23 protein-coding genes and 1 other RNA gene are annotated in these 26,094 nt (G+C 47.9%); all 24 read right to left on the bottom strand.

Annotation, left to right across the window (positions count from 1 at the left end; genetic code table 11):
• Positions 1-81: 81 nt before the first annotated feature.
• Entirely contained in the window at positions 82-1,680 is a 1,599-nt protein-coding gene (locus DWY63_RS01220) for a sensor histidine kinase (protein ID WP_243001821.1), read from the bottom strand.
• Positions 1,677-2,360, bottom strand: coding sequence for a response regulator transcription factor (locus DWY63_RS01215; RefSeq protein WP_117800882.1), 684 nt, complete (start codon positions 2,358-2,360; stop codon positions 1,677-1,679). The genes DWY63_RS01220 and DWY63_RS01215 overlap by 4 nt, the downstream gene beginning before the upstream one ends.
• Positions 2,361-2,618: 258 nt before the next feature.
• The gene (locus tag DWY63_RS01210; RefSeq protein WP_117801211.1) at positions 2,619-3,722 is read right to left on the bottom strand and encodes a glycerol dehydrogenase; all 1,104 of its coding nucleotides are present in this window, start codon (positions 3,720-3,722) and stop codon (positions 2,619-2,621) included.
• Positions 3,723-4,272: 550 nt separating this feature from the next.
• Positions 4,273-5,562: an ATP-binding protein gene (locus DWY63_RS01200; RefSeq protein ID WP_117800878.1), complete on the bottom strand. Its 1,290-nt coding sequence runs from the start codon at positions 5,560-5,562 to the stop codon at positions 4,273-4,275.
• A gap of 223 nt (positions 5,563-5,785) precedes the next feature.
• Positions 5,786-7,336, bottom strand: coding sequence for an ATP-binding cassette domain-containing protein (locus DWY63_RS01195; protein ID WP_117509081.1), 1,551 nt, complete (start codon positions 7,334-7,336; stop codon positions 5,786-5,788).
• Between the two features lie 313 nt (positions 7,337-7,649).
• A complete protein-coding gene (locus DWY63_RS01190; RefSeq protein WP_117800873.1) occupies positions 7,650-8,558 on the bottom strand; it encodes a phosphotransferase in 909 nt (302 codons plus the stop codon).
• A gap of 185 nt (positions 8,559-8,743) precedes the next feature.
• A complete protein-coding gene (locus tag DWY63_RS01185) occupies positions 8,744-9,220 on the bottom strand; it encodes an LURP-one-related/scramblase family protein (RefSeq protein WP_117800870.1) in 477 nt (158 codons plus the stop codon).
• Between the two features lie 199 nt (positions 9,221-9,419).
• Positions 9,420-9,777: a transfer-messenger RNA gene (gene ssrA, locus DWY63_RS01180) on the bottom strand.
• Between the two features lie 128 nt (positions 9,778-9,905).
• On the bottom strand, positions 9,906-10,376 hold the full coding sequence (smpB, locus tag DWY63_RS01175; protein WP_022463315.1) for an SsrA-binding protein SmpB: 471 nt from the start codon (positions 10,374-10,376) through the stop codon (positions 9,906-9,908).
• A 19-nt stretch (positions 10,377-10,395) separates the two neighbouring features.
• Positions 10,396-12,225, bottom strand: coding sequence for a ribonuclease R (gene rnr / locus DWY63_RS01170; RefSeq protein WP_243001829.1), 1,830 nt, complete (start codon positions 12,223-12,225; stop codon positions 10,396-10,398).
• A 223-nt stretch (positions 12,226-12,448) separates the two neighbouring features.
• The gene (gene secG, locus DWY63_RS01165) at positions 12,449-12,685 is read right to left on the bottom strand and encodes a preprotein translocase subunit SecG (RefSeq protein WP_055226503.1); all 237 of its coding nucleotides are present in this window, start codon (positions 12,683-12,685) and stop codon (positions 12,449-12,451) included.
• Between the two features lie 86 nt (positions 12,686-12,771).
• Positions 12,772-14,115 (bottom strand): phosphopyruvate hydratase, encoded by a 1,344-nt coding sequence (eno, locus tag DWY63_RS01160; protein ID WP_022463318.1) that lies wholly within the window; start codon positions 14,113-14,115, stop codon positions 12,772-12,774.
• 56 nt (positions 14,116-14,171) lie between these two features.
• Entirely contained in the window at positions 14,172-14,405 is a 234-nt protein-coding gene (locus DWY63_RS01155) for a hypothetical protein (RefSeq protein ID WP_117509087.1), read from the bottom strand.
• Between the two features lie 270 nt (positions 14,406-14,675).
• Complete coding sequence (gene gpmI, locus DWY63_RS01150; protein ID WP_022463319.1) at positions 14,676-16,217, bottom strand: 2,3-bisphosphoglycerate-independent phosphoglycerate mutase; 1,542 nt, start codon at positions 16,215-16,217, stop codon at positions 14,676-14,678.
• A 181-nt stretch (positions 16,218-16,398) separates the two neighbouring features.
• The gene (locus DWY63_RS01145) at positions 16,399-17,688 is read right to left on the bottom strand and encodes a homoserine dehydrogenase (protein WP_117800866.1); all 1,290 of its coding nucleotides are present in this window, start codon (positions 17,686-17,688) and stop codon (positions 16,399-16,401) included.
• Between the two features lie 13 nt (positions 17,689-17,701).
• Positions 17,702-18,085 (bottom strand): RidA family protein, encoded by a 384-nt coding sequence (locus DWY63_RS01140; protein WP_055218381.1) that lies wholly within the window; start codon positions 18,083-18,085, stop codon positions 17,702-17,704.
• 298 nt (positions 18,086-18,383) lie between these two features.
• A complete protein-coding gene (tpiA, locus tag DWY63_RS01135) occupies positions 18,384-19,136 on the bottom strand; it encodes a triose-phosphate isomerase (protein ID WP_022463322.1) in 753 nt (250 codons plus the stop codon).
• A gap of 35 nt (positions 19,137-19,171) precedes the next feature.
• Positions 19,172-20,365, bottom strand: coding sequence for a phosphoglycerate kinase (locus DWY63_RS01130; protein WP_022463323.1), 1,194 nt, complete (start codon positions 20,363-20,365; stop codon positions 19,172-19,174).
• A 214-nt stretch (positions 20,366-20,579) separates the two neighbouring features.
• Positions 20,580-21,593: a type I glyceraldehyde-3-phosphate dehydrogenase gene (gene gap, locus DWY63_RS01125; protein ID WP_022463324.1), complete on the bottom strand. Its 1,014-nt coding sequence runs from the start codon at positions 21,591-21,593 to the stop codon at positions 20,580-20,582.
• A 263-nt stretch (positions 21,594-21,856) separates the two neighbouring features.
• Entirely contained in the window at positions 21,857-22,657 is an 801-nt protein-coding gene (locus DWY63_RS01120) for a histidinol-phosphatase HisJ family protein (RefSeq protein ID WP_117800863.1), read from the bottom strand.
• Positions 22,654-23,748: a tRNA 2-thiouridine(34) synthase MnmA gene (gene mnmA, locus DWY63_RS01115; protein WP_055218213.1), complete on the bottom strand. Its 1,095-nt coding sequence runs from the start codon at positions 23,746-23,748 to the stop codon at positions 22,654-22,656. Before mnmA ends, DWY63_RS01120 begins: the two co-directional genes overlap by 4 nt.
• Before the next feature lie 2 nt (positions 23,749-23,750).
• On the bottom strand, positions 23,751-24,188 hold the full coding sequence (nifU, locus tag DWY63_RS01110) for a Fe-S cluster assembly scaffold protein NifU (RefSeq protein WP_022463327.1): 438 nt from the start codon (positions 24,186-24,188) through the stop codon (positions 23,751-23,753).
• A 107-nt stretch (positions 24,189-24,295) separates the two neighbouring features.
• Positions 24,296-25,477, bottom strand: coding sequence for a cysteine desulfurase NifS (nifS, locus tag DWY63_RS01105; RefSeq protein WP_022463328.1), 1,182 nt, complete (start codon positions 25,475-25,477; stop codon positions 24,296-24,298).
• 6 nt (positions 25,478-25,483) lie between these two features.
• Positions 25,484-25,939, bottom strand: a complete 456-nt coding sequence (locus tag DWY63_RS01100) for an RrF2 family transcriptional regulator (protein WP_022463329.1) — start codon at positions 25,937-25,939, stop codon at positions 25,484-25,486.
• Positions 25,940-26,094 lie beyond the last annotated feature (155 nt).

Below are 26,094 nucleotides of genomic sequence, written 5' to 3'. Positions count from 1 at the left end.
TCTACACCATCTTTTTCCTTTATGCAAGAAAAGCGCACCAGGAAAAGGCTGTATTTCCTTTTTCTGGCACGCTTTTTGCAATCATGCTTCTTCCGTTTTTCCATCTGCCTCCAGTGTGAACCAGAATGCCACACCGTTGTCGTAATTCTGGCAGCCGCACTGCTGCTGGAAGGAATCCATAATGGCTTTTACGATGGAAAGGCCGATGCCGCTTCCGCCGTATTCCCTTGTTCTCGCTTTGTCCACCTTGAAGAATTTCACCCATACCTTGTCGAGATCCTCCTCCGGGATCGGGTCCCCGGTATTGAAAACGGTTGTCTTTACGACATTCCCTTCTTTTTTGCAGGTGATCTCAATCGTGTGGTCGTAGTCCAGATGGTTGAGGGCATTCGTCAGATAGTTGGTGATAACCTCCTCGACTTTGAATTCATCGCCCCAGACATAGAGCGGGTCGCCGCCGGTAAAGAGCACTTTTGCCTCTTTCTGGCGGATCAGGATGTCGGAGGACTGCAGCACACCTATGATCACGGCGTTCAGATCGAACCGTTCCATATTGACCTGATCCTCACCGAACTCGAGTTGGTTCAGGTTCAGGAGTTTTTTGACCATCTCGTTCATCTTTGCCGCCTCGTCGATGATGACATCACAGTAGAACTCGCGGCTTTCCTCATCGTCGTTGATGTTGTCTTTCAGGCCTTCCGCATAACCCTGAATCAGAGCGATCGGGGTTTTCAGCTCATGTGTGACATTTGAGAGGAACTCGCGGCGCATTTCATCAATCTGCGTTTTTTTGTCAATATCTTTCTGCAGCTCAACGTTCGCACTTTTCAGCTCGGAAATCGCCTGCTCAAGCTGTTCGGACATGACATTGAAGTTGTTTCCAAGCTCGCCGATCTCGTCTTTTCCGCCGCTCACGTAGCGGGCATCGAAGTCAAGGGCTGCCATTTTTTTCGAAATTTCGGTCAGCTCCTGCACCGGACGGACGATCTGGCGGGTGATGATCCAGATCACAATGGCACCGATGATGATGATCGGAATGCCGATAAAGAGGTAAAACTGGTTGGAAAGGCCGACCGCATCCGTGATGCTCTCCAGCGGGCATCTTGCAAAGTAGCAATTTCCATTGTCAAACCAGCCGATGATCTGCAGATACTCGGCATCGGCGTGGCTGTCGTAGAATTTCTGGATCTGATAGTTGTCTTTGCTGTCAACGACTTTGGTATTTGCCTGCTCGTTTCCGCTGATCAGGCCGAAGATCAGGGTCTGGAGGCTCTGGCGGTCGGTTGCGTTGGAATAGACGAAGCTGCTGAGCTCCGGTCCGGTAATAATGACTTTCAGGTTGTTGGTAGCGCAGAACTGCTCGAAGGTATCAGGGATATTGTCGCTGTCTCCGCCTGTCGCATTCAGTTTCTGAAAGCTCTCTGCCAGAATGTGTTCTTTATCCCGGATATAAAAGGACCCGAGAAAGAAGTAATTGATCAGGCCGATGATAAGCAGGGTAGCTACCATGGTCGCAATAAAAGTGTAGGCAATTCGTTTTTTGACGGAGTGTTTTCTTCCCTTTTGTGGCATTTTCAAGTGAAACCGGTGCTTTTTCTCCGTCTGGTTTCCCATTGTCACACGGGAATCTTCTGCAGACATCTCTATGGAAGTCTCATTTTGTTTTTCTGTTCCGTTCATGATTCGTCCGCCTCGAATTTATAGCCCATGCCCCAGATGGTCTTGATTAAATCGCCTTTGTCGCCCATTTTGCTGCGAAGTTTTTTGACGTGGGTGTCGATGGTGCGGGCGTCGCCGTAGTAGTCGTAGTTCCAGACGTTGTTCAGGATTTTTTCTCTGGAGAGGGCGATTCCCTGGTTTTCGAGGAAGTAGGTGAGGAGTTCGAATTCTTTATAGCTTAACTCCATTGGTTTTCCGTCGATGGATGCCATGTGGGCGGCTTTGTCGATGCGGATGCCGCCGGCTTCTAATACGTCGTCTTCGCCGGTTTTGCCGCTGCGGCGCAGGATGGCTTCGACGCGGGCGACGAGGATTTTCGGGGAGAATGGTTTTGAGATGTATTCGTCTACGCCGAGGTCAAAGCCGAGGAGTTCATCGCGTTCTTCGCTTTTGGCGGTGAGCATGATGATCGGGACTTTGGAGTTCTGGCGGATTTCGCGGCAGACCTGCCAGCCGTCCATTTTGGGCATCATGACGTCGAGGATGATGAGGGCGATGTCTTTCTGGACGTAGAAGGTGTCTACGGCCTGTTCGCCGTCACCGGCTTCGATGACGTCGTATCCGGCTTTTACTAAGAAATCTTTGACGAGTTTGCGCATGCGGCTTTCGTCGTCTACTACTAGGATTTTTAATTTTTCCATGAGTTTTGTCTCCTTTATATGACGGACGGAAAACGCCCGGCTGCCCGCCCGCTCGTGCTTTTTCCTGATCTCGTTGTGTTTTTACTTCTGATATTTTTACCATTTTACTTTAGCATGGGTTTATGTTTTTTTTGTGAAATAGGATGAGTTTATTTTAACATATAGGAAGGGAGTTGGGAACTTCTATTTTTGTGTTGATTAAATTTGAGTATAAAAAAAGATCTCCTGAGGTTGGCAGGAGATCTTTTTTCATACGGGTTATTCTTCTTCGTCGAGATAGTATCTGCCGTAGGCGTCGGCTGCTTTGATGGCGGCGAAGACGGTCTCCGGGGTTACTTCGAATGGCATGTTGTGAAGGGTGTCGTTCTCTGCGCATGCGGTTTTGGCTACTTCCATGAGCTGGTCGTCGGTTACGTTTCCGGCACCGAGTTCAGCCAAGGTGACTGGGAGACCGACTTCGATGCACCATAAGATGATGTCTTCGAGTTCATCAAGCGGTACGTTTTCCAGGACGAGCTGAGTCAGGGTTCCGAAGGCTACTTTTTCACCGTGGTACATGTGATGGCATTCCTCGAGTACGGTGAAGCCGTTGTGGATGGCGTGGGCTCCTGCGAGGCCTGCGCTTTCAAAACCGATTCCGGAAAGGAGGGTGTTGGCCTCGATGACTTTCTCGACTGCCGGGGTGCATACGCCGGCTTCAAGAGCGATTTTGGCTTTTACGCCTTCTTCCATCAGAGTGTCAAAGCAGAGTTTCGCGAGTGCCATCGCTGCCTCGGTTGTTTTTCCACCGGCGCAGGAAGTAGCTCCGCTTCTCTGGCAGGCTCTTGCTTCAAAATAGGTGGCAAGTGCATCACCCATTCCGGCTACGGTCAGGCGGACTGGAGATTTTACGATGATGTCGGTATCCATCAGAACCAGGTTCGGGTTTGCCGGAAGGAAGAGGTATTTCTCGAATACACCCTCTTCTGTGTATACAACAGACAGTGCGCTGCACGGTGCATCGGTCGATGCAATGGTCGGGCAGATGAATACTGGTGTTTCTGCGTAGTAGGCAACTGCTTTTGCGGTATCAAAAATTTTGCCTCCGCCGACACCGATAACCAGATCACAGCCTTTTTCTTTCACGATAGCAACCAGACGGTTGATCTCACTCTCACAGCACTCGCCGTTGAAATAATCAAAAACAACGTCGCAGTCGCTTCCCGCAAAGCTTTCTTCGATCATTGCTCCGATCCGTCTGTAGCCTCCCTGGCTGATCAGAACCAGTGCTTTCTTTCCACATTTTGCCGCATATGTTCCGATGTTTTTCATTTCCCCTGCGCCCTGTAAATATTTAGAAGGGCTAATTAAAATTTTTGCCATTTCTCTTACGCTCCTTTTTTGTTTTTTGAACGTCAGCCTCCGCTTCTGGCGTTTTCTGCGAAAAATGAGTTTACCGCAGAACTTGTCTTTATTATAATAACTGCGCTGTAAAATTGCAAGAATATTTCCATCCAAAATGAACCCCGGAAGTTCACATATTTCCCCGGGATTTTTCGGTTTATTCTGCCTGATCGTAAATGATTTTGCAACGCAGCAGTCCTGTGCGTCGTTTGGGTAGGTATACGGTGCAAACAGATAGACAACTGTCGGGGCATCGTAAAAAGCATTCTGGATTGTGCTGTCATCAGCGATGCTGTCGGCTTCGAGAATTTTGTCCAGTTCTTCCTTTTTGATCTTCTCCGGCTGGTAAAACGGGTGGAACGTCTGGCTTTGATTAAAGTAACCGCCCCTCTGATACGTTTTCACGTAAATTGGCTAAGGGTTGGCTGTGTTGACGATCGCATCGGCATGAACTTTTGTGATGTCGTTTCGGATGATTTTAAATGGCATGGGGATCACCTTCTTTCGTGGGATTTATAGCTGTTTTAATTTATAAGTTGCAAACAGCGTATAATGGTATATTTACCATCCGCTCCTGCTCTTTATACTTCAATGTTGAAAATCGAACTGCTTCTTCCGGCTGGAATTTTTCGCAATATGTTTTAAGACTATGGGATCGAATGTTCTGTTCCGCCTTTACTTCAATCGGCACAATACTCTTTGCCTTCTGAATCAGAAAATCCTGCTCGAAAGTTGCTTTTTCATTTCCATAATAATATGGCGTATAAGGGGTATCTGAAATCAACTGCTGCAGAACGTACTGTTCTGTAAGCGCGCCTTTAAATTCAACAAAAATATCGTTACCCTCCAATATGGATTCTGCTGGCAGTTCACTCATTGCTCCGAGCAGTCCTACATCCAGTACGAATAATTTATATGCATTCATATTTTTATACGCCTTCAGCGGCATATGAGGCTCATTTACCCGGTTGACTTTATATACTAATCCACAATCCAGAAGCCACTGAATTGCTATTTCAAATTCGCTGCTTCTGGCTCCTTTCTTTATCTGTCCAAAGAAAAATTTTTTATTCTCCTTCGCCAGCTGCATCGGAATAGAATCCCATACCATTCGTATTCTTGGGAGAACTTTTGCTTCAATATGCTTTCCAAAATCACCCTCATACTGCCGTACAATATCACTCTGTATCTGTCGTACTTCTGCATAATCTTTATTCAAGCGAAATGCATCTACAACTGCTGGCATGCCGCCTGTATAATAATAATTTTTCAGCCAGAACAAATATTTATCCGCAAAATTGTCAATTAAATTGTAATCCTTTGTTTCCAATGCACTTTCCAGCCCTTCTTCGTCCATAGCGCACAGGAATTCTCTAAAATTGAATGGATATAAATCCAGTAAATCTACTTTTCCCACCGGATAGGATATTCCCTCATGAAGCGCCACGCCAAGAAGTGAACCTGCTGCTATTACATGATATTCCAGTGCTTCTTCGCAAAAATATTTCAAAGATTCCAACGCTTTCGGTGCATTTTGAATTTCATCCAGAACAATCAATGTATTCTCTGGGGTGATCGTTACGCCTGATTCAATATTGAGGTTCATAATAATACGTTTTATATCGAAATCCGTATCGAAAACCGCCTGCATTCTCTGATTATTGTAAAAAGAAATGTAGGCGGTTTTTTCATAATATGTCTTACCAAATTCTTTCATTAACCACGTTTTACCAACCTGCCGGGCTCCCATTAAAATCAGTGGTTTTCTGTTACTTTTTTTCTTCCAGTCTAATAGTTTATCCATTGCAAATCGACGCATGCTGATCTTCCTCCATTTCTCTTTTTTATTATTTCACATTTTTCCCTGGTTATTCTTACTCTAATTTAACATTTTTCCCGACCTAATTCAATATAAAATTAACATTTTTCCCGACTTCACCGGAACAGAATCTGCTGCGAAACCTTCTCTTAAGACAAACATAATCTCTCTACGGAAAAATACGACGGCCAGCCACCGTCGTATTTTTCGTTATCGAATATTTTTATTTTTCTTCTCTGATCAGTCTGAGTCCGTCTTTTTCCAGCAGATACTCCTTCCCGCACACCTCTCCGATATACTTCCTGTCATGCGAAATGCTGATGATGGCGCCTGGAAATTCGCGGAGCATTTTTCTTATGACCGGTCCCGATAAGGGTGAAAAGTTTCGGGTTGGTTCATCCAGAATCAGCACATTGGCATTGCCAAGGCTCATTTTCAGAAGCAATACTTTTGCCTTCTGGCCGCCGGACAGTTCGCGGATGGGGTGATCCATCTCGTCTGCCGTGTACTTCAGCGATCCGAGATACGTCCGAATCTTCGTCCTCTCACTCTTCTCCCCGGTGGAATCCAGAAAATCGACCGGCGTCATGGAAAGATCCAGCTGATCCTCATAATTCTGCGGCATATAATCTACGCGGAGATCCTCCCGTTCTTTCAGCTCTGCCGCAATCTTTTTCAGCAGTGTCGTTTTACCTGCCCCGTTCGGGCCGACAATGCATATTTTTTCCGGTCCTCTTATCTTTAAGGTGATATTTTCCGCCAGAACCCGCTCCCCATCCGGCGTTTCCAGTTTCGGAAGCTGATATTCGATGACCGTTTTCCCGGCGGGCATGGCTGCCTCTGCTCCTCCAAGCTGGAAGTAAATCGCTTCCTCCTGCTCCGGCATTTCTGTCATACGGGCATCTTCTTTTTCAAATCTGCGGTTCATCGCCTTTACGGTATGCATTTTGTCCTTCAGATTTTTCGCCACGGACGGTGCCTGACGGGAACAGTTGTTCAAGGCGTTCTGCACGCTCTGGTATACCTTTCGGTATTTCTCATCGCGCAGCGCTTTCTCTCTCCTGTCACTCTGCGCCTTCTGTTCCTGGCGCTCGAAGTTCTGCAGGCGCTCCTCTACATACGTCCGATAGGGAAGTTTCGCAACCGTGTATCTCGATTTTGTCTTCCGCACAATCTGTTCAATATGAATGACCATATTTGCCGTGTTTTCAATCAGCGTTTCATCGTGCGAAATAAAAACAACAATATGCTCCCATTCGCGGATCAGTTTCTCCAGAAGTTCCAGTGTCGCAAGATCAATATCATTTGACGGCTCATCCAGCAGAAGGACCGTGACATCCTCCATGAGAAGACGCATCATCTGCGCTTTCACCTTCTCGCCGCCGGAAAGCTCACTCATCTGCTGATCCCGATAGAAAAATTCTTCCGTCAGACCAAATTTTCTTGCCAGCACCGCCAGATCCTTCGGTGTCTGATCCCAGAACTTTTCTTTTTCATAGAAATACTCATACACCGTCTTCGTTTTCTCCGCCTCCGGAAGTTCCTGCGGCAGATATCCAAGCCGCTCCTTTCCGATGATGCGCTCGCCTGTGGATTCGATGTAATCTTCCGTCAGTGCGGGATCGTACATCCACTTCAGCAGCGTCGATTTTCCGTTTCCCTCCTCTCCAATGATAACGGCCTTATCACCGTCATTCAGTACAAGCTGAAAATCTTCGAGAATCACTCGCAGATCTTTTTTATGTGTCAGTGTTAATTTTTTTATCTGCATCATACAGAAGCCCCCTTTGCTCCGGCAGCCTCTTTTCTACTTTTTTACGCAAAACGAGCCTGTCCTGCGTACGCAAAACAGACCCGCAAAAAAATATCCCTGTTCTATTCTCATAAAAAAGGGAGATGATTCAGCGATTCTCGTCTTTAAGCGTACACGAAAAACAGGCCTGTTTTCCAGGCTGCCCGTTCTTTGTGTTTTTCTTAAAGTCGATTATCGCAGAAACATTCCCTCACCTTTACACCAATGGTGCTCTTTCTTTTTATTTTCTGTTCCCTATTATAGGACAACTTACAGATAAATGCAATCCGTTTTTTTACAAATTGAGAAGTTCCTCTGCCAGCGCCTGTGCATGCTCCAGATACCAGCCGTCTTCGTCCTCTTCTGCTTCCACAAACTCGATATACTCATTCAGCGTGGCCAGCTTCACATCCAGATTGAACTGTTCGCGTGAAATCTTTGTCTTTAACGCTTCATACATCCGATCCAGAAACAGCTCTTTCTGTGCATCGTTCATGTAGAACGGGAAAGTACTCCGTGTCTCGGTCGCATGTGCCAGGAATCTTGCAATGTCCAGAGAATACGGCATCATTCCACCAACTCCCCAGTCAATCATGACAACATTTTCGCCGTCATAGATCACATTCCACTGCAGGAAATCACCGTTTGACATCGTACATGGACAAGTCAGCTGGCGGTCCAGGAACATCTGATACGCTTTCCGCAGAATTGGATCATCCGCTACGGACGATGCTCGGCGCAGAACGCGTTTCCAGTATTCGACAAATCTCTGCTCCACTTCATTTTCCGGCGCTTTGTCCATCGACGGCGTCCAGAAATACGACTGAATTTTACTTAAGGTTTCTGCCGCTTTTTCTGTTGTCTCGTCCGTCATATCCCGCATGTCGTTTCCTTCTACATACTTCATGCAGATCCAGTCCGCATCCTCTGCCTGCCGCATGCCGACATACTGCGGTACGTGAAACTCTCCTTTTGACAGATACTGCGCATAAATCTGCGCTTCTTTGCTACCGGTTTTCTTCAGTGTATATTTTCCTGCATCTGTCTCGATCACATACACATCATACTCCCGCACTTCATCTTCCGCCTCGCCCCACTGCTCGCAGATGCGGGAAACTGCTTTTACCGATTCTCCGGTGATGTCTGATGCCATTTTTCGGATTTCATCTGACTCTACCGGTTTCTGAAAATTTCCTAACTCCATCTCTTTTGTTTTATCCTTCCCATTTTCACTTTATTCCAGTACTACATCACATCTGTGATGCTTTTGTCATTCTGTCTTCCAGTAACTCAATTTTTTCCATATACTTTTTACTCAATTACGCTTGCTCCAAACGGCATAAACGAGAGCCTTGTCAGCTCCCCTGACGCCATTCCAGACACTGCCAGCTATCCATTATTTTGTGAACAGTTTGCCGCATCGATCGCCAGCACCAGTAATAATGCCGGAATTTCATTGCTCGGATTATCATATTCGATGACATACGTGTCACCCCAGCTCAGAAGTTTTTTATGTACGTGGACGACTGCACTGCAGGCTTCATATACATCGTAATCCCATCCCATGAAGTCACCTTCTGCACGCCATCCCATGAAATCTACATCGTATTTGGGGCGGAACAGTGCAAAACGTTTTTCGATATGTCCCATTAACTGCCCGTTCCATTCAATTTCGAAAGTCGGAAGAAAGCAAAATAATTTCTGTTTGATAAACCCAATTTCATTATGCGCCGCATTGTACACATGCAGACGGTGTCCCAGCGAGATAAATTCATTTTTCACAAAATACTTTTGGTTCCCCTGCTCGTCATAGATATCATACGTGTCTGACCAGGAAAATACACGTTGTTTGATTAGTAACTGCATATCTGCTCCCCTTTTCATTTTTCTATCAGACAATCGACTTTTTTATGGAAAATTTTTCCTTTTCCCCTTAATTTTCGACCGCGATTTTGACGCCATTTTTTTCGGTCTGAAACGGTCTAAAGCGCTATTTTTACCCTGTTTTTTCTACCCAAAATGTACAAAAAAACCGCTAAAACACTGGATTTTAGCGGTTTTTCAGGTATGGACCTGAGGGGAATCGAACCCCTGTCCGAAAGCCTATTCATTCAGGCATCTCCCATTACAGTCATTCTATTAAAGGTTCCCCCATCGGCACGCCGGATGACAGGCTTGCCGCTTCGGTAGCTTCATAAAATCTTCCATCTCCGCAAAGCTTTGGAAACGAAGTGCTCCGCATCTGTTTGATGCCAGGAGAATAGCCGCGGAAAACTATTCAGCTGACAACGCCGCACTTAGGCAGCGTACGCTACGTAATTATCGTCTGCGTTTAAATTTAGGTTCCAGGTTGATGACGCGGTCCCGGAGTCCACGAATGGCTTCCCAAACTTCAAAACCCCCGTCGAAACCAGTACAAGCCCGTGCTGGCTCTACAGACGCTTTTCTTTGATACGGGGACGCAAACAGATCGTCCCGGTGCAGTGAAAACTCTCTTTCAACTGCCGTATATTGTATTATAGTCTTTCCCCATACTTTTTGTCAAGGATTTTTAATACAGATTTTTAACTTTGAAATCTCTCTCCGCCTCACGTCTCTGATCCTTCTTTGCGATATCCTGCCGTTTATCATACAGTTTTTTACCGCGTGCCAGACCGATCTCGACTTTTACGAGGCTGCCTTTAAAATACACCTGCAGCGGAACGAGCGTGTAGCCTTTTTCCTTGATCTGCGCCTCAAGTTTGCGGATCTCATAGTCGTGCAGCAGCAGTTTCCGGATGCGCAGCGGGTCTTTATTGAATATGTTGCCCTTCTCGTACGGACTGATGTGCATGCCGTAGATGAATACCTCATCACGCTCAATGCGGATGAAGGACTCCTTGATGCTGCATTTTCCCATGCGGAGGGATTTTACCTCGGTACCGGCAAGGGAGATGCCGGCCTCGTATTTATCCTCGATAAAATAGTCATGATATGCCTTTTTATTGTTGGCAATCATTCGATTTCCTTTTTGTTTTGCCATAACTTTTTCCTCCAGGGATTTATTCTGTCTCGGTTTCTTTTTCTACATACGTAAAATCGATTGTCCGGTTGGCAGGCTCGGCGTTTCGTACACGGACACGCACCGGCTCACCAAGGCGGAATACTCTTCCGTGCTGCTCTCCGACCAGACGGTAATTTTCTTCATCAAAATTATAATAATCGTCTTTCAGTGTCATGATGTGAACGAGTCCCTCAACGGTATTTGGCAGCTCCACATAGAAGCCCCATCCGGTCACGCCGGAAATGACGCCGTCGTACTCTTCGCCGACATGCTCCAGCATATATTCGGCTTTCTTCAGCTTCACAGCCTCTCTTTCTGCCTCTGCAGCACGCTGCTCCATCGCACTCGACTGCTCCGCCACATGCTGCAAAATGGACGAATATTTGCCGATTCTGCCGCCCTTGTCGAGACGTCCCCGCAGATCATCCTTGATAATGCGGTGGATCTGCAGATCCGGGTAACGGCGGATTGGTGAGGTAAAATGGCAGTAATATGACGCTGCCAGTCCGAAGTGGCCGCTGCATTCCGGGGTATAAATGGCTCTTGCCATCGACCGGAGCAGCAGGCGGCTGATCAGCGGCTCTTCCGGGGTTCCCTCGATGCTGGTGAGAATCTTCTGCACCTCACCCGGCGTAATCTCATGGGAACGCTTTTCGACTTTGATGCCCTGTTCACGGATCAGCGTCAGCGTTGCCTCCATGCGGTCTCCGTCCGGCTTGTCATGCGTCCGGTATAAGAACGGGATTTCGCGTGTGCAGTATTCCTCTGCCACGGTCTCGTTCGCCATCAGCATGAAGTCCTCGATCATCCGTGTTGCCACGTTCGACGGATACGGGCGGATCTCCACCGGCGTCCCTTCTGCATCAAGAATTACTTTGCTCTCCGGGAATTCAAAATCAATTGCTCCGCGTTCTTTCCGACAGCTCCGGATCAGTGCAGACAGTTCCTGCATCTGGCGGAACATCGGAACCAGCTCATGATATTCCTCCAGCAGCTCCGGATGTGCTTCCGGCTCGGTCAGGATTGCATTGACGGCGGTGTAGGTCATGCGGCGGTCCACGCGGATCACCGTCTCAGCGATCTGATGGCCGATCACACGGCCTTTCTCGTTGATCGTCATAATACAGGAGAGTGCCAGGCGCTCCTGTCCTTCATTCAGGGAACAGATGCCGTTTGACAGACGCTTCGGCAGCATCGGAATGACGCGGTCCGGCAGATAGACACTGGTGCCGCGCTTTAACGCCTCACGGTCGAGGGCGGAATTTTCCTGCACATAGTTGCTGACATCAGCGATATGAACGCCAAGCGTCCACGTATCGCCCGCTTTTGTGACGGATACGGCGTCATCGAGGTCTTTGGCATCCTCGCCGTCGATTGTCACCATCTGCCAGCTTTTCAGATCGAGGCGGCCATTGTAATCGTTTGGAATTACTTCCTCCGGGCATTTTTCTGCCTGTGTGATCACGCGTGCCGGGAACTCCTCCGGGATCTGGTAAACGTCCACGACTGCCTGGATATCGACAGTCTGGATACGCGGCTTCTTCTCTGTGTCGCCGTCCTTTCCATTCTTTCTACGGAATCGGTCATCGCGTCCTCTTCTGCCCTGCTCTCCGGCGCGGCGGTCTCTTTTTTCCCGTTTTTCCGTCGTTGTGGATGCACCGCGGCTCTTCTGGTAACGGCCGTCGGAGATCACATCGATTTTTCCTTCTTTTACCAGGATTTCCATAACCTCCGCAAGCTCCGACCGTTTTGCTTTCGGCACCTGCAGCAGCATGGCAATGTCTTTCAGACGCATCGGCTCATAGTTTTTCGAGCTTACGAGATCCATCAGCAGCGTCTTGCGGTTTTTCAGCAGTTTCGAACTTCTGGAACGCGGATGGCCCGCATGACCGCCATGGTTCCCGCTGTTCTGTCCTGCATGGGACGCCGCACTGCCCTGCGGATATTTCCTCCGATCTTTTTTCTTCTTATTATCTTTCATCTATTATCTCCTCTTTGTAGAAAAAGACACCCTTACGCCTTCTCGTGGGAATAAGGATGTCTTTACTTTGCTAAAAATTCATGTTTAATACAACCGACAGTACAATAAACAGAACTGCCATGATTTTTGTTGCACGGATCAGAGTTCCTTCTGCAGAACGGCTTTTGTTTCTTCCCCAGTAAGTGTCTGAGATACCTGCGATAGCACCGAGACCCTGCTGTTTTCCTTCCTGCATCAATACAACAACGGTTAAAGCAATACAATCAATGACATAAATGACTGTCAAAATCGTTCTTAAAATTTCCACAATTACACCTCCTACGGCCAACTTATATTATTTTACCATAGCGGAAGAACGATTTCAACTGTTATTTGCCTATTTTACGCCGTTTTTCACCATTCTCTTACGCCGGTTCCCTTTTGCGGGAACGGATTCCGGTATTTCGCTTCCTCACCGAGGCGTTCCTCGATGCGGAGAAGCTCATTGTATTTCGCATTCCGCTCCGACCGGCACGGTGCTCCGGTTTTGATCTGGCCGGCGCCTGTCGCGACGGCAAGGTCTGCCAGAAAATCATCCTCTGTCTCTCCGGACCGGTGGGAAATGACGGCGCGGTACCCTGCTCTCTGCGCCATCTCCACCGCATCCAGCGCCTCAGAGAGCGTTCCGATCTGGTTTACCTTGATCAGAACCGCATTTGCCGTGCCAAGTGCAATGCCGCAGGAAAGCCTTCTTACATTCGTCACAAACAGATCATCCCCGACCAGCTGTACTCTGTTCCCGAGCGCTTCCGTCATCTGTTTCCAGCCTTCGAAATCGTCCTCGCACAGCCCGTCTTCGATGGATACGATCGGGTATTTTTCGATCAGTTCCTCATAGTAGGCAACCATTTCTGCGGTATCCCGAAATACTGTCTTTCCGCACTGACGGGATTCCCCGGGAAAGTAGTAGACGTTCCTGCTCTCCTCGTAGAGCTCGCTTGCCGCCGCATCGATCGCGATCATCACGTCGTTTCCGGGCGCATAGCCGGCTTTCTGGACCGCATTGACAATGAGCTGCAGTGCTTCATCGGAATCCTTTAAATCCGGCGCAAAGCCGCCCTCATCGCCGACAGAAGTCGAGTATCCCTTCTCCTTCAGGAGCTGCTTCAGCGTATGGTAAATCTCCGCGCACATGGAAAGACCCTCCCGAAATGAGGGAGCGCCGCACGGCATAATCATAAATTCCTGCAGATCGACGGTGTTGTCGGCATGACGGCCGCCGTTTAAAATATTCATCATCGGCACGGGCATACGGCTTGTGTGGCAGCCGCCCAGGTACTGGTACAGCGGCAGATGAAGCGCATTTGCCGCCGCGCGCGCTACAGCAAGTGAGACACCGAGAATGGCGTTTGCCCCGAGGTTTTCTTTCGTTTCGGTTCCGTCTGCCTGGCACAGGATATGGTCAATCCGCTCCTGCTCGAGCGCATTCTCGCCGACAACGGCATCGGCCAGCACGGTATTGACCGCTTCTACAGCCTTTCTCACGCCCTGCCCCAGATAGCGCACTTCCTGATCTCTTTTTTCCAGTGCCTCAAATTTTCCTGTCGATGCCCCGGACGGCACCTGGGCACGCCCCATATGGCCTTCCAGCCCGAGAATCCCCTCCCCGACGGCCACTTCCACCTCTACGGTCGGATTTCCGCGCGAATCCAGAATTTCTCTTCCTGTCACGCTTCGAATTGGTAAATATCGAAACATAGTTTTCCCTCCTGTTTTGCTGCAAAGTGAACAGTAACCAAGTTTCTTCTCTGCGTTCACAGTATGACCGTGCTATGGGAAAAATATGTTGCTCTCTCTGTCGAAACCTCTTTTTTCCAGTCCTTATTCTTTTCAAACATAAAAAACGCAATATGAAAGCCATCCGATTTTTCCATTTTCGGATGGCTTTCATAAGTTAGAACTGTGCATTGGACTGAATCCTTTCTTTTTTTGTTCTTTTGTTCTTTTGTTTCACTTTGGGGTACTTCGTTACGTTTTCTTGGGTCCATACCTTCGCTTTCTTAGTTTATGGGGTAATTCGTTATGTTCTCGGTGGTCCGTCCTCTCTTTCTGTTTTTTTCTTCCGTTTTCTTTTGTTGACTTTACTATATCAGTTTTCTCACCGTTTGTCAACACTTTATTTTGATTTTTTATCTGTTTTTCATTTTTATTCTGTCTCTTATTGCGTAATTATTTTTATTTTCAGATTATTATGATAAAATATCCCTGCCGCACCCGTTTCAAAACGAATCCGGCAGGGACATTTTCACGATTTCTCTTTATTTCTTAATCAGCAGGGATTTTCCTGTCATTTCTTTTGGCTGCTCCATTCCCATCAGCTCGATCAGGGTCGGTGCGATGTCTGCCAGGCATCCGCCCTCTCTTAACGTGTAGGATGGGTCTGCATTAACCAGAATGAACGGAACCGGATTGGTGGTATGAGCGGTGTATGGCTCGCCGGTCTCATAGTCTACAAGCTGCTCTGCATTTCCGTGGTCCGCACAGATAAACATCTGGCCGTCAACCTCTTTTAATGCATCAACTGCTTTGCCTACGCACTCATCAACAGCCTCAACTGCCTGGATTGCTGCGCTCTCAACGCCGGTATGGCCAACCATATCCGGATTTGCAAAGTTGATGATGATGACATCGTATTTCTGGGAACGGATGGCATCCGTCAGCTTGTCGCATACTTCGTAAGCACTCATCTCCGGCTTCAGGTCATAAGTAGCAACCTTCGGGGATTTCACAAGGATTCTGTCCTCACCTTTATTTGGCTCCTCAACGCCGCCATTGAAGAAGAAGGTTACATGTGCATATTTCTCGGTCTCGGCGATACGAGCCTGCGTCATGTTATGTGCTGCCAGATACTCACCGAAGGTATTGGTGATCTCTTCTTTTTTGAATGCAACGGATTTGTTCGGGATGGTCTCATCGTATTCCGTGAAGCATACGTAGGTCAGATCCAGACGTTTTTCTCTCTCAAATCCGGTGAACTCATCTGCACAGAATGCTCTTGTCAGCTCTCTTGCACGGTCCGGGCGGAAGTTGAAGAAAATCACAGAATCTTTATCCTGAATCGTTGCAACCGGTTTTCCGTCTTTTTTCAGAACGGTCGGCAGAACGAACTCATCGGTTTTTTCAGCATCATAAGAAGCCTGAACAGCCTCTGCCGCATCGGTTCCTTCTACGCCTTCCCCTTTTGTCAGAGCTTTGTAAGCCAGCTCGACACGATCCCAGCGGTTATCACGGTCCATTGCATAGTAACGGCCGGAGATCACGCCGATTTCGCCGACACCGATCTCATCCATTTTTGCCTGCAGCTGCTCAACATAGGATTTTCCGGATGCCGGAGGAGTGTCACGGCCATCCAGGAAGCAGTGTACATAAACTTTCTCGAGACCCTTACGTTTTGCCAGCTCCAGAAGTCCGAATACGTGGGTGATGTGGCTGTGAACACCGCCGTCAGAAAGAAGTCCGAACAGGTGCAGTGCGGAATTATTTGCTTTTGCATTTTCAACAGCCTTTACCAGCTCTTCATTCTCGAAGAAATCACCGTCCTGGATTGCTTTCGTGATTCTGGTCAGCTCCTGATATACAACGCGGCCTGCGCCCATGTTCAGATGGCCTACCTCAGAGTTACCCATCTGTCCGTCCGGAAGACCTACAGCAAGTCCGCTGGCCTGTCCTTTTACGTACGGGCACTGGCTCATCAGCTGGTCCATAATCGGAGTTTTTGCTTCGCAGACAGCGTTATGCTCGCATTTGTCATTCAGTCCATATCCGTCAAGAATCATTAATACGGTTGGTTTTTTACTCATTGTGAATTCCCTTCTTTGATTTAATTTTGGGGTAACAATCCAGATCCCCATCTCGATTCCGCTTACGCTGCATCTCGATGTTGCTTTTCGCCATATGAAACTCCAGAAAAAGCGCTCCTTCATGCAAGCATGATTCGCGATTTTTCTTCCATTTCGCATGGATCTGAATTGTTACATTTTGTTAGTATACCCGGATTGTCGAAGAAATCTCCTGGATCATCGACATTCCGCCTAAAATCTGCATGGCATCCTCAAAATGGCGCTCTTTGACCTCGTCCGTAATGACGACGATCTCGGCGTATTTTCCATTGACACGTTTCTGAAGCATCTGTGCAATCGAAACCTTGTTGTTTCCAAAGACAGAAGCTACCGATGCCAGCGTTCCATACCGATTTTCAATCTGCATGCGTACAAAATATTTCGACTTAATTTCGCCGACACGCTTGATCGGGCATTCCCGGTAGCATGTGCAGCCGATTCTGCCGCAGCAGTTCCATAAAATATTGCGCACAACATCGAAAATATCGCCCACAACGGCACTCGCAGTCGGAAGCTCTCCGGCACCTCGTCCGTAAAACATCGTATCCTGTACGGCATCGCCTGTCAGGAATACGGCATTGTAGGAATCATTGACAGTCGCAAGCGGATGATTGCTGTCGATCAGCATCGGATGAACGCGGGCTTCGATTCCTTCCGGGGTATCTTTTGCCACGCCGAGCAGCTTGATCGTGCATCCCATCTCTTTTGCGTACTCGATATCGGTCGCCGTGATTTTGGTAATGCCTTCGGTGTAAACATCTTCAAATGTCACTCTGGAGTTGAACGCTGCCGAAGCCAGGATTGCTACCTTGCGGCCGGCATCAAGACCTTCCACATCTGCGGTCGGGTCTGCTTCTGCATAGCCCATGTCCTGCGCCAGACGGAGCGCATCACCAAACTCCATGCCTTCCTGCGACATTTTTGTGAGAATGAAATTTGTGGTACCGTTGAAAATACCCATCAGCTCTGTGATATGATTGGCGGCAAGGCACTGTTTCACCGGACGGATGATCGGAATTCCTCCCGCCACGGATGCCTCATAGAGAAAATCTTTTCCGTTTCTCTTTGCTGCCGCAAGGATTTTTTTACCCTCAGATGCCACCAGGTCTTTGTTTGCCGTTACAACATTCTTTCCTGCATCCAGGCAGGCAAGAATGTAATTCATAGCCGGCTGTTTTCCACCCATAACCTCAACAACAATCTCAATCTCCGGGTCATTGGCAATGTCCTCAAAGTTCATGGTAACGATCGACGGATCATCAACCTTTGCAGCTGCTTTTTCCACATTGCGCACGAGAATTTTTTTCAGCTCCACACGCGCTCCCAGCTTCGGAAGCATTTCCTCCTGCTGGCTTTTCAGCACTTTGTACACACCGGTACCGACGGTGCCAAGACCCAGCATTCCGATTTTAATTACTCTTTCCTCTGCCATACTCATCTCTCTCTTATTTCAGGGATACGATGCATTCAATTTCTACTTTTGCTGCTTTCGGAAGAGCAGCAACTGCTACACAGGAACGAGCCGGTTTGGACTCGCCAAAGAAAGCACCGTATACTTCATTTACCTTGGCAAAATCGTTCATATCGGTCAGGAAAATGGTTGTTTTCATCACTTTCGTGCGGTCAGTTCCTGCTGCTGTCATGATTGCGTCCAGATTCTTTAAAGAGAGGGTTGCCTGCTCTTCTACAGTCTCCGGGATCACGCTGCCATGCTCTACATCAAAGCCAAGCTGTCCGGAAATAAATAAAAGGCCGTTGTCTGCGACTGCCTGTACATAAGGTCCGATTGCTGCCGGTGCTTTTTCTGTATTAATGATTTCTCTTGCCATAATCATATTCTCCTTTATGCTTTCTTTCGCGTCGTCTGATTTGCCGCGTTTTTTCCCTCTATCATGCGGTTTTTCCGACACTTTTTGTCGTTCCCATCATATCACATGTGGAAGATGTCCGCAAGTGCGAAAAAGCATTGCAGAAGTCTATTACGCCAGATCCTAAAGAGCGGTATTGCCATCACGTCGTAAAACAGCAAACGCCACCAAACACTTTCCCTTCGGCATTTCTGCCAAATTTCACCGTGTTTGGTGGCGTCTTAGTCTGTTTTATTTATTGATTTCGTATAAAAATCAATTATTTATTGTAGTTTACGATAGCTCCGAAATCTGGTTTCAGGGATGCTCCGCCTACCAGGCCGCCGTCGATGTTCTCCTGTGCGAACAGTTCCGGTGCGGTTTTTGCGTTTACAGAGCCGCCGTACTGGATACGGATAGCTGCTGCTGTTGCATCATCATAGATTTCAGCGATGCACTCGCGGATGCCTTTGCAAACTTCCTCAGCCTGCTCTGTTGTAGCAGTTTTGCCGGTTCCGATTGCCCAGATTGGCTCGTAAGCGATAACGGCTGTTTTGGCCTGATCTGCTGTTACATTCAGGAATCCAACCTTTACCTGCTGACGGATGAAATCCATCGTTACACCCTGCTCTCTCTGCTCCAGAGTTTCTCCGCAGCACATGATCGGGGTGATGCCGTGCTCGAAAGCTTTCAGCATTTTTTTGTTTACGGTCTCGCTGGTCTCTGCGAAGTATTCTCTTCTCTCAGAGTGGCCAAGTACAACGTATTTCACGCCAGCGTCTGTCAGCATAGCCGGGGAGATTTCGCCTGTGAAAGCACCTTTCTCCTCAAAATACATATTTTCAGCACCAATCTGGATGTTGGAGCCTTTTGCAGCCTCTACAACCGGGATGATATCGATGGCCGGTACGCAGAAAACAACGTCAACGTCGTCATTTGCCACCAGTGGTTTTAATGTATTGACTAATTCTACTGCCTCGCTCGGAGTCATGTTCATTTTCCAGTTTCCGGCGATAATTTTCTTTCTTGCCATGATCGTTTGATCTCCTTAGTTTTGAATATAAATTCTTATTTGTCGTTTGCTGCTGCAACGCCCGGCAGTTCTTTTCCTTCCAGGAACTCCAGGGAAGCGCCGCCGCCAGTGGAGATATGAGTCATCTTATCGCCATATCCAAGCTGGTTTACAGCTGCTGCGGAATCTCCGCCGCCGATGATCGTAACTGCATCTGTTTCAGCCAGTGCTGCTGCAACTGCTTTGGTTCCTGCTGCAAAATTCGGCATCTCGAAGCATCCCATCGGTCCGTTCCATACAACGGTTTTAGCAGTTTTAACAGCATCAGCGAACAGTTTTGCAGTTTCCGGTCCGATATCCAGACCTTCCCAGCCATCCGGAATCTGTCCGGCCGGAACAACCTGTGTATTTGCGTCGTTTGAGAATGCATCTGCAACAACGTTGTCTACCGGAAGAAGCAGTTTCACGCCTTTTGCTGCTGCTTTTTCTTTCATTTTGTTTGCATAATCCAGATAATCCATCTCAAGCAGAGAATCACCAACGGTGCCGCCTGCTGCTTTTGCGAAGGTATAAGCCATACCACCGCCGATGATCAGGACATCAACTTTATCGATCAGGTTGTCGATAACAGAAATCTTGCTGGATACTTTGGATCCACCAAGGATGGCAACAAACGGACGCTCCGGATTGTTGACAGCATTTCCAAGGAATGCGATCTCTTTCTCCATCAGATAACCAACAACAGCAGTGTCAACATATTTGGTAACACCAACATTGGAGCAATGAGCACGGTGTGCGGTTCCGAATGCATCGTTTACGAATACGTCACACAGGGAAGCCAGTTCTTTGCTGAACTCCTCACCGTTTTTGGTCTCTTCTGCACGGTAACGGGTGTTCTCCAGAAGGATTACATCTCCGTCTTTCATAGCCTCAACAGCTGCTTTTGCGTTCGGTCCTACAACCTCAGGATCTGCTGCAAATTTAACTTCCTGTCCAAGAAGCTCGGAAAGGCGAACTGCAACCGGTGCAAGAGAAAGCTCTGGTTTTGGTTCTCCTTTCGGTTTTCCAAGATGAGAGCAGAGAATTACTTTTCCGCCGTCAGCGATCAGTTTTTTGATCGTTGGAAGAGCTGCTACCAGACGGTTCTCATCTGTGATTTTTCCATCGATCAGCGGAACGTTGAAGTCGCATCTTACAAGGACTCTTTTTCCTTTTACGTTGATATCATCTACGGTTTTTTTGTTTAACATGGGCGTTTCCCTCCATATATCCAACTGCATCTGCCGCGCCGTTTCTTTGTTTTTGCGGCATCGCGGTCCTTATTTAAAAATGCAGTTTATAATTTTTGCACACGGAAAAGGGCTGTTTTTGTGCCGTATTTTTCCGCCGCATTCGCAAAAAGGGCCCGGTCCTTAACAGACCGGACCCTTTGGGCTCTAAAATTTTGCCGTTCAGTTTGTTAAATTATGCTAACTCGCTGAAGTATTTGATGGTACGAACCATCTGGCTTGTGTAGGAGTTCTCGTTATCATACCAAGAAACAACCTGTACCTCTGTTGTTCCGTTGTCCAGCGGAAGAACCATGGTCTGAGTTGCATCGAACAGAGAACCATATCTCATACCAACGATGTCGCTGGATACGATTTCATCTGTGTTGTATCCGAAGGACTCGGTTGCAGATGCTTTCATTTTTGCGTTGATCTCGTCAACAGTTACAGTTCCTTCTACAACTGCTGTAAGGATTGTGGTAGAACCGGTTGGGGTTGGAACACGCTGTGCAGAACCGATCAGTTTGCCGTTCAGTTCCGGAATAACAAGGCCGATTGCTTTTGCAGCACCGGTGCTGTTTGGAACGATGTTAACTGCAGCTGCACGGGATCTTCTCAGATCGCCTTTTCTCTGCGGTCCGTCCAGAGTCATCTGATCTCCAGTGTAAGCATGGATAGTAACCATGATACCGGATTTGATCGGAGCCAGTTCGTTCAGAGCTTTTGCCATAGGTGCAAGGCAGTTTGTGGTGCAGGATGCAGCGGAGATGATGTTGTCGTCTGCTGTCAGGGTCTCATGGTTTACATTGTAAACGATGGTCGGAAGGTCGTTACCAGCCGGAGCGGAGATAACTACTTTACGAGCGCCTGCATTGATGTGTGCCTGAGCTTTTGCTTTGGAGGTGTAGAATCCGGAGCACTCCAGAACTACGTCTACGCCAAGCTCTCCCCATGGGCAGTTGTTAGCATCCGGGAAAGCATAGATTTTGATGTTTTTGCCATCTACTGTGATGGAATCTTCATCGGATGTTACGGTATCAGCCAGAGCATATTTTCCCTGAGAAGAGTCATATTTTAACAGATGAGCTAACATCTTCGGGGATGTTAAATCGTTGATTGCTACTACTTCATAACCTTCTGCTCCAAACATCTGTCTGAATGCAAGACGTCCGATACGGCCAAAACCATTGATTGCTACTTTTACTGCCATGATTTTCAATTCCTCCTAAAAAGTGAATTTTAATTTTGAGTCTCTGTACTTTGTTAAAGAAACATCAACCTTATCTGTATAATACCTAATTTCGTCGGAAAATTCAAGTTCTATTTTCAAGAAAATACGAAATTATTTCTAAAATTTGTGAAGAAGCCGGATGCCAATCCGTATTTCTGCAAAATTTCGAAAGATCCGTCTATTGCAGAAAGAGCCGGAATCCAGCCTTTCTGGGGCTTTTTCCGGCTTTTCCTGCGTGTTTTCTATTGGATCGGCAGATATTCCGGCTTTTTCTCTTTAAACCGCACGTAGTACCGGAATCCGGCTTCCTGCGCGATAGCTGCCGCGTCCGCGAAATGAAACGCTATATGTTCCGGTTTGTGGGCATCGGCACCGAAGGTGATCTTTTCGCCGCCCAGTTCCCGGTATCTTCTGATGACATCCGGCGTCGGATTCGGCACGCCAAGGCCTGCCTTGTAGCCGCCGGTGTTGATTTCCAGCGCGATATCGTACTGAATCAGCTCTTTTAAAATGGTATCGATCTCGTCCGTAAATGCGCGGTAGCTGTAATCTTTTCCCTTTTCTCTGCAGTAGCGTACCACATAATCCAGATGACCAAGCGTCTGGAAATTGTGGAAGAACCGGATATTTTCTGCTGTAGCCCGAAAATACGCCCGGTACAGCTCTTCTGCTGTCCAGTCCGGGAAAGCATCCTCATAATAGGGGTCTTTTCCGTCAATGACATGCATGGAGCCGATCACGTAGTCGAACGGCCACGCATTTACATACTCTTCCATCCGTTCTTTTAAGTGGAGCTGCAGTCCCAGTTCCACGCCGAATCGGATATCAATTCTGTCGTGGTATTTTTCCTGCAGTTCCCGGATTTTTGCCGCATATGCCGGTGTATCGAGCTGGAACTCGCCGGTACTGTAATCCATATCGTAGTGATCCGTCAGGCAGATTGCCGGAAGTCCCAGCTCGACTGCCCGTTTTACCATCTCTTCTGTTGGTGCTTCGCTGTCACTTGAAAAGAAACTGTGCATATGACAGTCCGCTATTTTCATCTTTCGGCCTCCGTAATCGTTCCGCCTCCGCCGACACAGCCGTCCACGTAGAAGACAACAGCCTGTCCCGGTGTCGGAGCACGCACGCCGTCCGGGAAGGTACAGGTAATCTCATCTTCCCCGGTCCGTTTGATCACGCACGGGGAGCCTTTGTGCCCGTACCGGATTTTTGCGGTGCAGGAGAGCTCTTCTCCAAGTTCCAGCGGCGGAATTGCCATATAGTTTACTTTGTTTGCTTTTACTACTTTTGCGAAAACCTCTTCATTTTCGCCGACCACAACCTCGTTCGTCTCCGGACGGATTTCCAGTACGAACACGCGGTGTCCCATCGGAAGGCCGAGTCCGCGGCGCTGTCCTACGGTGTAATGGGTAATCCCCTCATGGGTACCGAGGATTTCACCCTTTGTATTCACGAAATTGCCTTTCGGTGCCACGATTCCTGTCTCGTTCTGGATAAAGGAAGCGTAATCCTGATCCGGCACGAAGCAGATTTCCTGGGAATCCTTCTTTTTTGCTACCGGAAGACCGATTTTTGCTGCAATCTCACGAATCTGATCTTTTGTGTAGTCTCCGACCGGCATCAGCGTATGCGAAAGCTGCTCCTGGGTCAGATTATACAGTGCATACGTCTGGTCTTTTGCCGCTGTTACCGAATTTGCAATCGCATACCGTCCATTGGCAAGCTGTTCGATTCTTGCATAATGTCCGGTCGCAATGTAGTCCGCTCCAATGGAAAGACTGCGCTGAAGCAACGCTTCCCATTTCACATAGCGGTTGCAGGCGATACACGGGTTCGGTGTTCTGCCGCAGAGATATTCGTTCGTGAAATAGTCCATGACGTTCTCACGGAACTCTTTTTTGAAGTTCATGACATAATACGGAATGTCCAGCACCTGTGCCACGCGCCTTGCATCATCAACAGCAGAGAGGCCGCAACAGCCCCCGTTTTCCTCCTGGACTGTCTCGGCCTCATCCTGCCAGATCTGCATGGTCACCCCGATGACATCGTATCCTGCTTTTTTCAGGAGATACGCTGCCACCGAGGAATCTACGCCGCCGGACATTCCAACGACTACTTTCTTTTTTCCCATACTTAGTATTCTTCCTCTTCCTCGCCCTCGCTGATATCAGACTTCGGTTTTGCAAGACCTTCGATCTTGATGTGGTGTTTCTCTGCGTAATCCCAGAGTGCAGCGTGAATTGCTTCTTCTGCAAGCAGAGAACAGTGAACTTTGACCGGCGGAAGTCCGTCGAGTGCTTCCATAACAGCTTTGTTGGTTACTTCCAGAGCTTCCTGGATGGTTTTTCCTTTTACCAGCTCGGTTGCCATACTGCTGGTTGCAACTGCGGCGCCGCAGCCGAAGGTTTTGAATTTGCAGTCCTGAATGATGCCGTTATCGTCGATGTCAAGATACATTCTCATGATATCGCCGCATTTTGCATTTCCAACGGTACCTACACCGCTTGCGTTCTCAATTTCTCCTACATTTCTCGGATGCTGGAAATGATCCATTACTTTTTCACTGTACATTGTTATTCTTCCTCCTGAACTATTTCAAAGCAGTCCTCCTCCGGCACAGCTTTTACCTGAATTTTTCTGTACCGGCTTTCTGGATGGACTGTCTTATTTTTTTAAACTTATTTACCCTGCTGTTTTTTGATGTAATCCTCATACAGCGGGGACATGCTGCGCAGACGGTCTACGATCGCTTTAATCTGCTCTACAACAAAATCAACGTCCTCTTTTGTGATCTCCTCACTTAAAGTCAGACGTAAGGAACCGTGTGCTTTCTCGTGCGGCAGTCCGATGGCCAGCAGTACATGGGACGGATCCAGGGATCCGGAAGTACATGCAGAACCGCTGGATGCGCAGATACCTTTCATATCCAGCATGATCAGAAGGGACTCTCCCTCGATGAATTCAAAGCTGATGTTGCAGTTGTTCGGCAGACGTTTTACCGGATCGCCGTTCAGACGGCAGTTCGGAATCTCGGTTAAAATACGGTTGATCAGATAATCACGTACTTCGATTTCTTTTGCGGTACGCTCCGCCATAGTTCTTGCCGCACGCTCTGCCGCAACTCCATATCCTACGATGCCCGGTACATTTTCTGTTCCGGCACGGCGTTTTCTTTCCTGTGCACCGCCGTGTACGAAGGAGCGGATTTTCACACCCTTTCGGATGTAAAGGAAGCCGATTCCTTTCGGTCCGTTAATCTTATGACCGCTGGAACTGAGCATATCAATATTGCACTCATCCACATTGATCGGGATCTGGCCAAATGCCTGTACGGCATCTGTGTGGAATAAAATATTGTGTTCTTTTGCAATTCTTCCGATTTCCTTGATCGGCTGAATCGTTCCGATTTCGTTGTTTGCCGCCATAACGGAAATCAGAATGGTCTCAGGTGTGATGGCTGCTTCGAGTTCATCCAGATTGACAACGCCGTTCTCATCGACGCCGATATAGGTGATTTTCGCACCGCGCTCTTTTTCCAGATACTCACAGGTATGAAGAATCGCATGATGCTCGATTTTTGTGGTGATGATGTGGTTTCCTTTATTTTTATATGCTTCAAAGGTAGCTTTTAACGCCCAGTTATCGGACTCGCTGCCGCCGGCTGTGAAATAAATTTCCTCCGGTTTTGCGCCGAGCACGTTTGCGATCTGCTCTCTTCCTTTGGTGATGGCTTCTTTGCTTTTTCCTGCAATTGCATAAATACTGGATGGATTTCCGTAGTATTCGCTGAAATAAGGAAGCATAGCCTCGACAACTTCCGGGGCTGTTTTTGTTGTTGCCGCATTGTCCAGATAAATCATTGTTGTTCACTCCTTGTCATTTCTATCGCTGTTTCTGTTTTTCTCTAATTGCCGGCTCTGCTGAACCAGCTCTCCGAGGCTGATGGAATCCACAGCGTTCGTAATTCCCTCATTGATCCTCTGCCACACAAAACGCGTGACGCAGAAATCGGCCGCATCGCAGCCGCCCAGGCCTTCATTGACCGAGCACGTGACTGCCTCGAGTCCGCCCTCCAGCACACGGAGAACATCTCCTACCGAAATGGAATCTGCCGGTTTTGCAAGTACATATCCACCGCCTGCTCCCCGCACACTCTCAATGAATCCGGCTTTTCGAAGCGGACGCACCAGCTGCTCCAGATAGCTCTCTGAGATATTCTGGCGTTCTGAAATGCTGGCAATGGACACTGCACCCTCTTCTTCGTGACTCGCCAGATCGATCATGGCACGCAGACCATATCTTCCTTTGGTCGATAATTTCATTCCTGGTTCTCCTTTTTTCTGTGCTGTCGTTTTCCAATTCCGACAGTTTTAATCGGATTTATTTCTCACTCAGAATAGCACCTATCACGGGGTTCTGTCAAGGAGTTTTTTCGCATATTTTAGACTATCTGCGCAATGCCGTGAAAGGAGTCTAT

The organism is Blautia sp. AF26-2 (genome assembly GCF_003460955.1).
Classification (GTDB): Bacteria; Bacillota; Clostridia; order Lachnospirales; family Lachnospiraceae; genus Fusicatenibacter; species Fusicatenibacter saccharivorans.
The sequence above is the reverse complement of the archived record's forward strand: the minus strand, read 5'-3'. Positions and strand labels throughout refer to the sequence as shown.

Bases quoted from the DNA above. Each gene is read 5' to 3' on its own strand.
- DWY63_RS01210 (WP_117801211.1), bottom strand. From the start codon at position 3,722: ATGGCAAAAATTTTAATTAGCCCTTCTAAATATTTACAGGGCGCAGGG.
- tpiA (WP_022463322.1), bottom strand. From the start codon at position 19,136: ATGGCAAGAAAGAAAATTATCGCCGGAAACTGGAAAATGAACATGACT.
- DWY63_RS01145 (WP_117800866.1), bottom strand. From the start codon at position 17,688: ATGGCAGAGGAAAGAGTAATTAAAATCGGAATGCTGGGTCTTGGCACC.
- nifS (WP_022463328.1), bottom strand. From the start codon at position 25,477: ATGATTTATCTGGACAATGCGGCAACAACAAAAACAGCCCCGGAAGTT.
- DWY63_RS01130 (WP_022463323.1), bottom strand. From the start codon at position 20,365: ATGTTAAACAAAAAAACCGTAGATGATATCAACGTAAAAGGAAAAAGA.
- DWY63_RS01195 (WP_117509081.1), bottom strand. From the start codon at position 7,336: ATGATGCAGATAAAAAAATTAACACTGACACATAAAAAAGATCTGCGA.
- mnmA (WP_055218213.1), bottom strand. From the start codon at position 23,748: ATGGGAAAAAAGAAAGTAGTCGTTGGAATGTCCGGCGGCGTAGATTCC.
- gpmI (WP_022463319.1), bottom strand. From the start codon at position 16,217: ATGAGTAAAAAACCAACCGTATTAATGATTCTTGACGGATATGGACTG.
- DWY63_RS01120 (WP_117800863.1), bottom strand. From the start codon at position 22,657: ATGAAAATAGCGGACTGTCATATGCACAGTTTCTTTTCAAGTGACAGC.
- DWY63_RS01155 (WP_117509087.1), bottom strand. From the start codon at position 14,405: ATGGACCCAAGAAAACGTAACGAAGTACCCCAAAGTGAAACAAAAGAA.
- DWY63_RS01190 (WP_117800873.1), bottom strand. From the start codon at position 8,558: ATGGAGTTAGGAAATTTTCAGAAACCGGTAGAGTCAGATGAAATCCGA.
- DWY63_RS01140 (WP_055218381.1), bottom strand. From the start codon at position 18,085: ATGGCAAGAGAAATCATTAATACAGAAAAAGCACCGGCAGCAATCGGA.
- gap (WP_022463324.1), bottom strand. From the start codon at position 21,593: ATGGCAGTAAAAGTAGCAATCAATGGTTTTGGCCGTATCGGACGTCTT.
- rnr (WP_243001829.1), bottom strand. From the start codon at position 12,225: ATGGATCTCGTAAGCTCGAAAAACTATGAGCCGATGCGTCTGAAAGAC.
- smpB (WP_022463315.1), bottom strand. From the start codon at position 10,376: ATGGCAAAACAAAAAGGAAATCGAATGATTGCCAACAATAAAAAGGCA.
- DWY63_RS01215 (WP_117800882.1), bottom strand. From the start codon at position 2,360: ATGGAAAAATTAAAAATCCTAGTAGTAGACGACGAAAGCCGCATGCGC.
- eno (WP_022463318.1), bottom strand. From the start codon at position 14,115: ATGTTTCGATATTTACCAATTCGAAGCGTGACAGGAAGAGAAATTCTG.
- DWY63_RS01185 (WP_117800870.1), bottom strand. From the start codon at position 9,220: ATGCAGTTACTAATCAAACAACGTGTATTTTCCTGGTCAGACACGTAT.
- nifU (WP_022463327.1), bottom strand. From the start codon at position 24,188: ATGTACAGTGAAAAAGTAATGGATCATTTCCAGCATCCGAGAAATGTA.
- DWY63_RS01220 (WP_243001821.1), bottom strand. From the start codon at position 1,680: ATGAACGGAACAGAAAAACAAAATGAGACTTCCATAGAGATGTCTGCA.
- DWY63_RS01100 (WP_022463329.1), bottom strand. From the start codon at position 25,939: ATGAAATTATCGACCAAAGGAAGATATGGTCTGCGTGCCATGATCGAT.
- DWY63_RS01200 (WP_117800878.1), bottom strand. From the start codon at position 5,562: ATGCGTCGATTTGCAATGGATAAACTATTAGACTGGAAGAAAAAAAGT.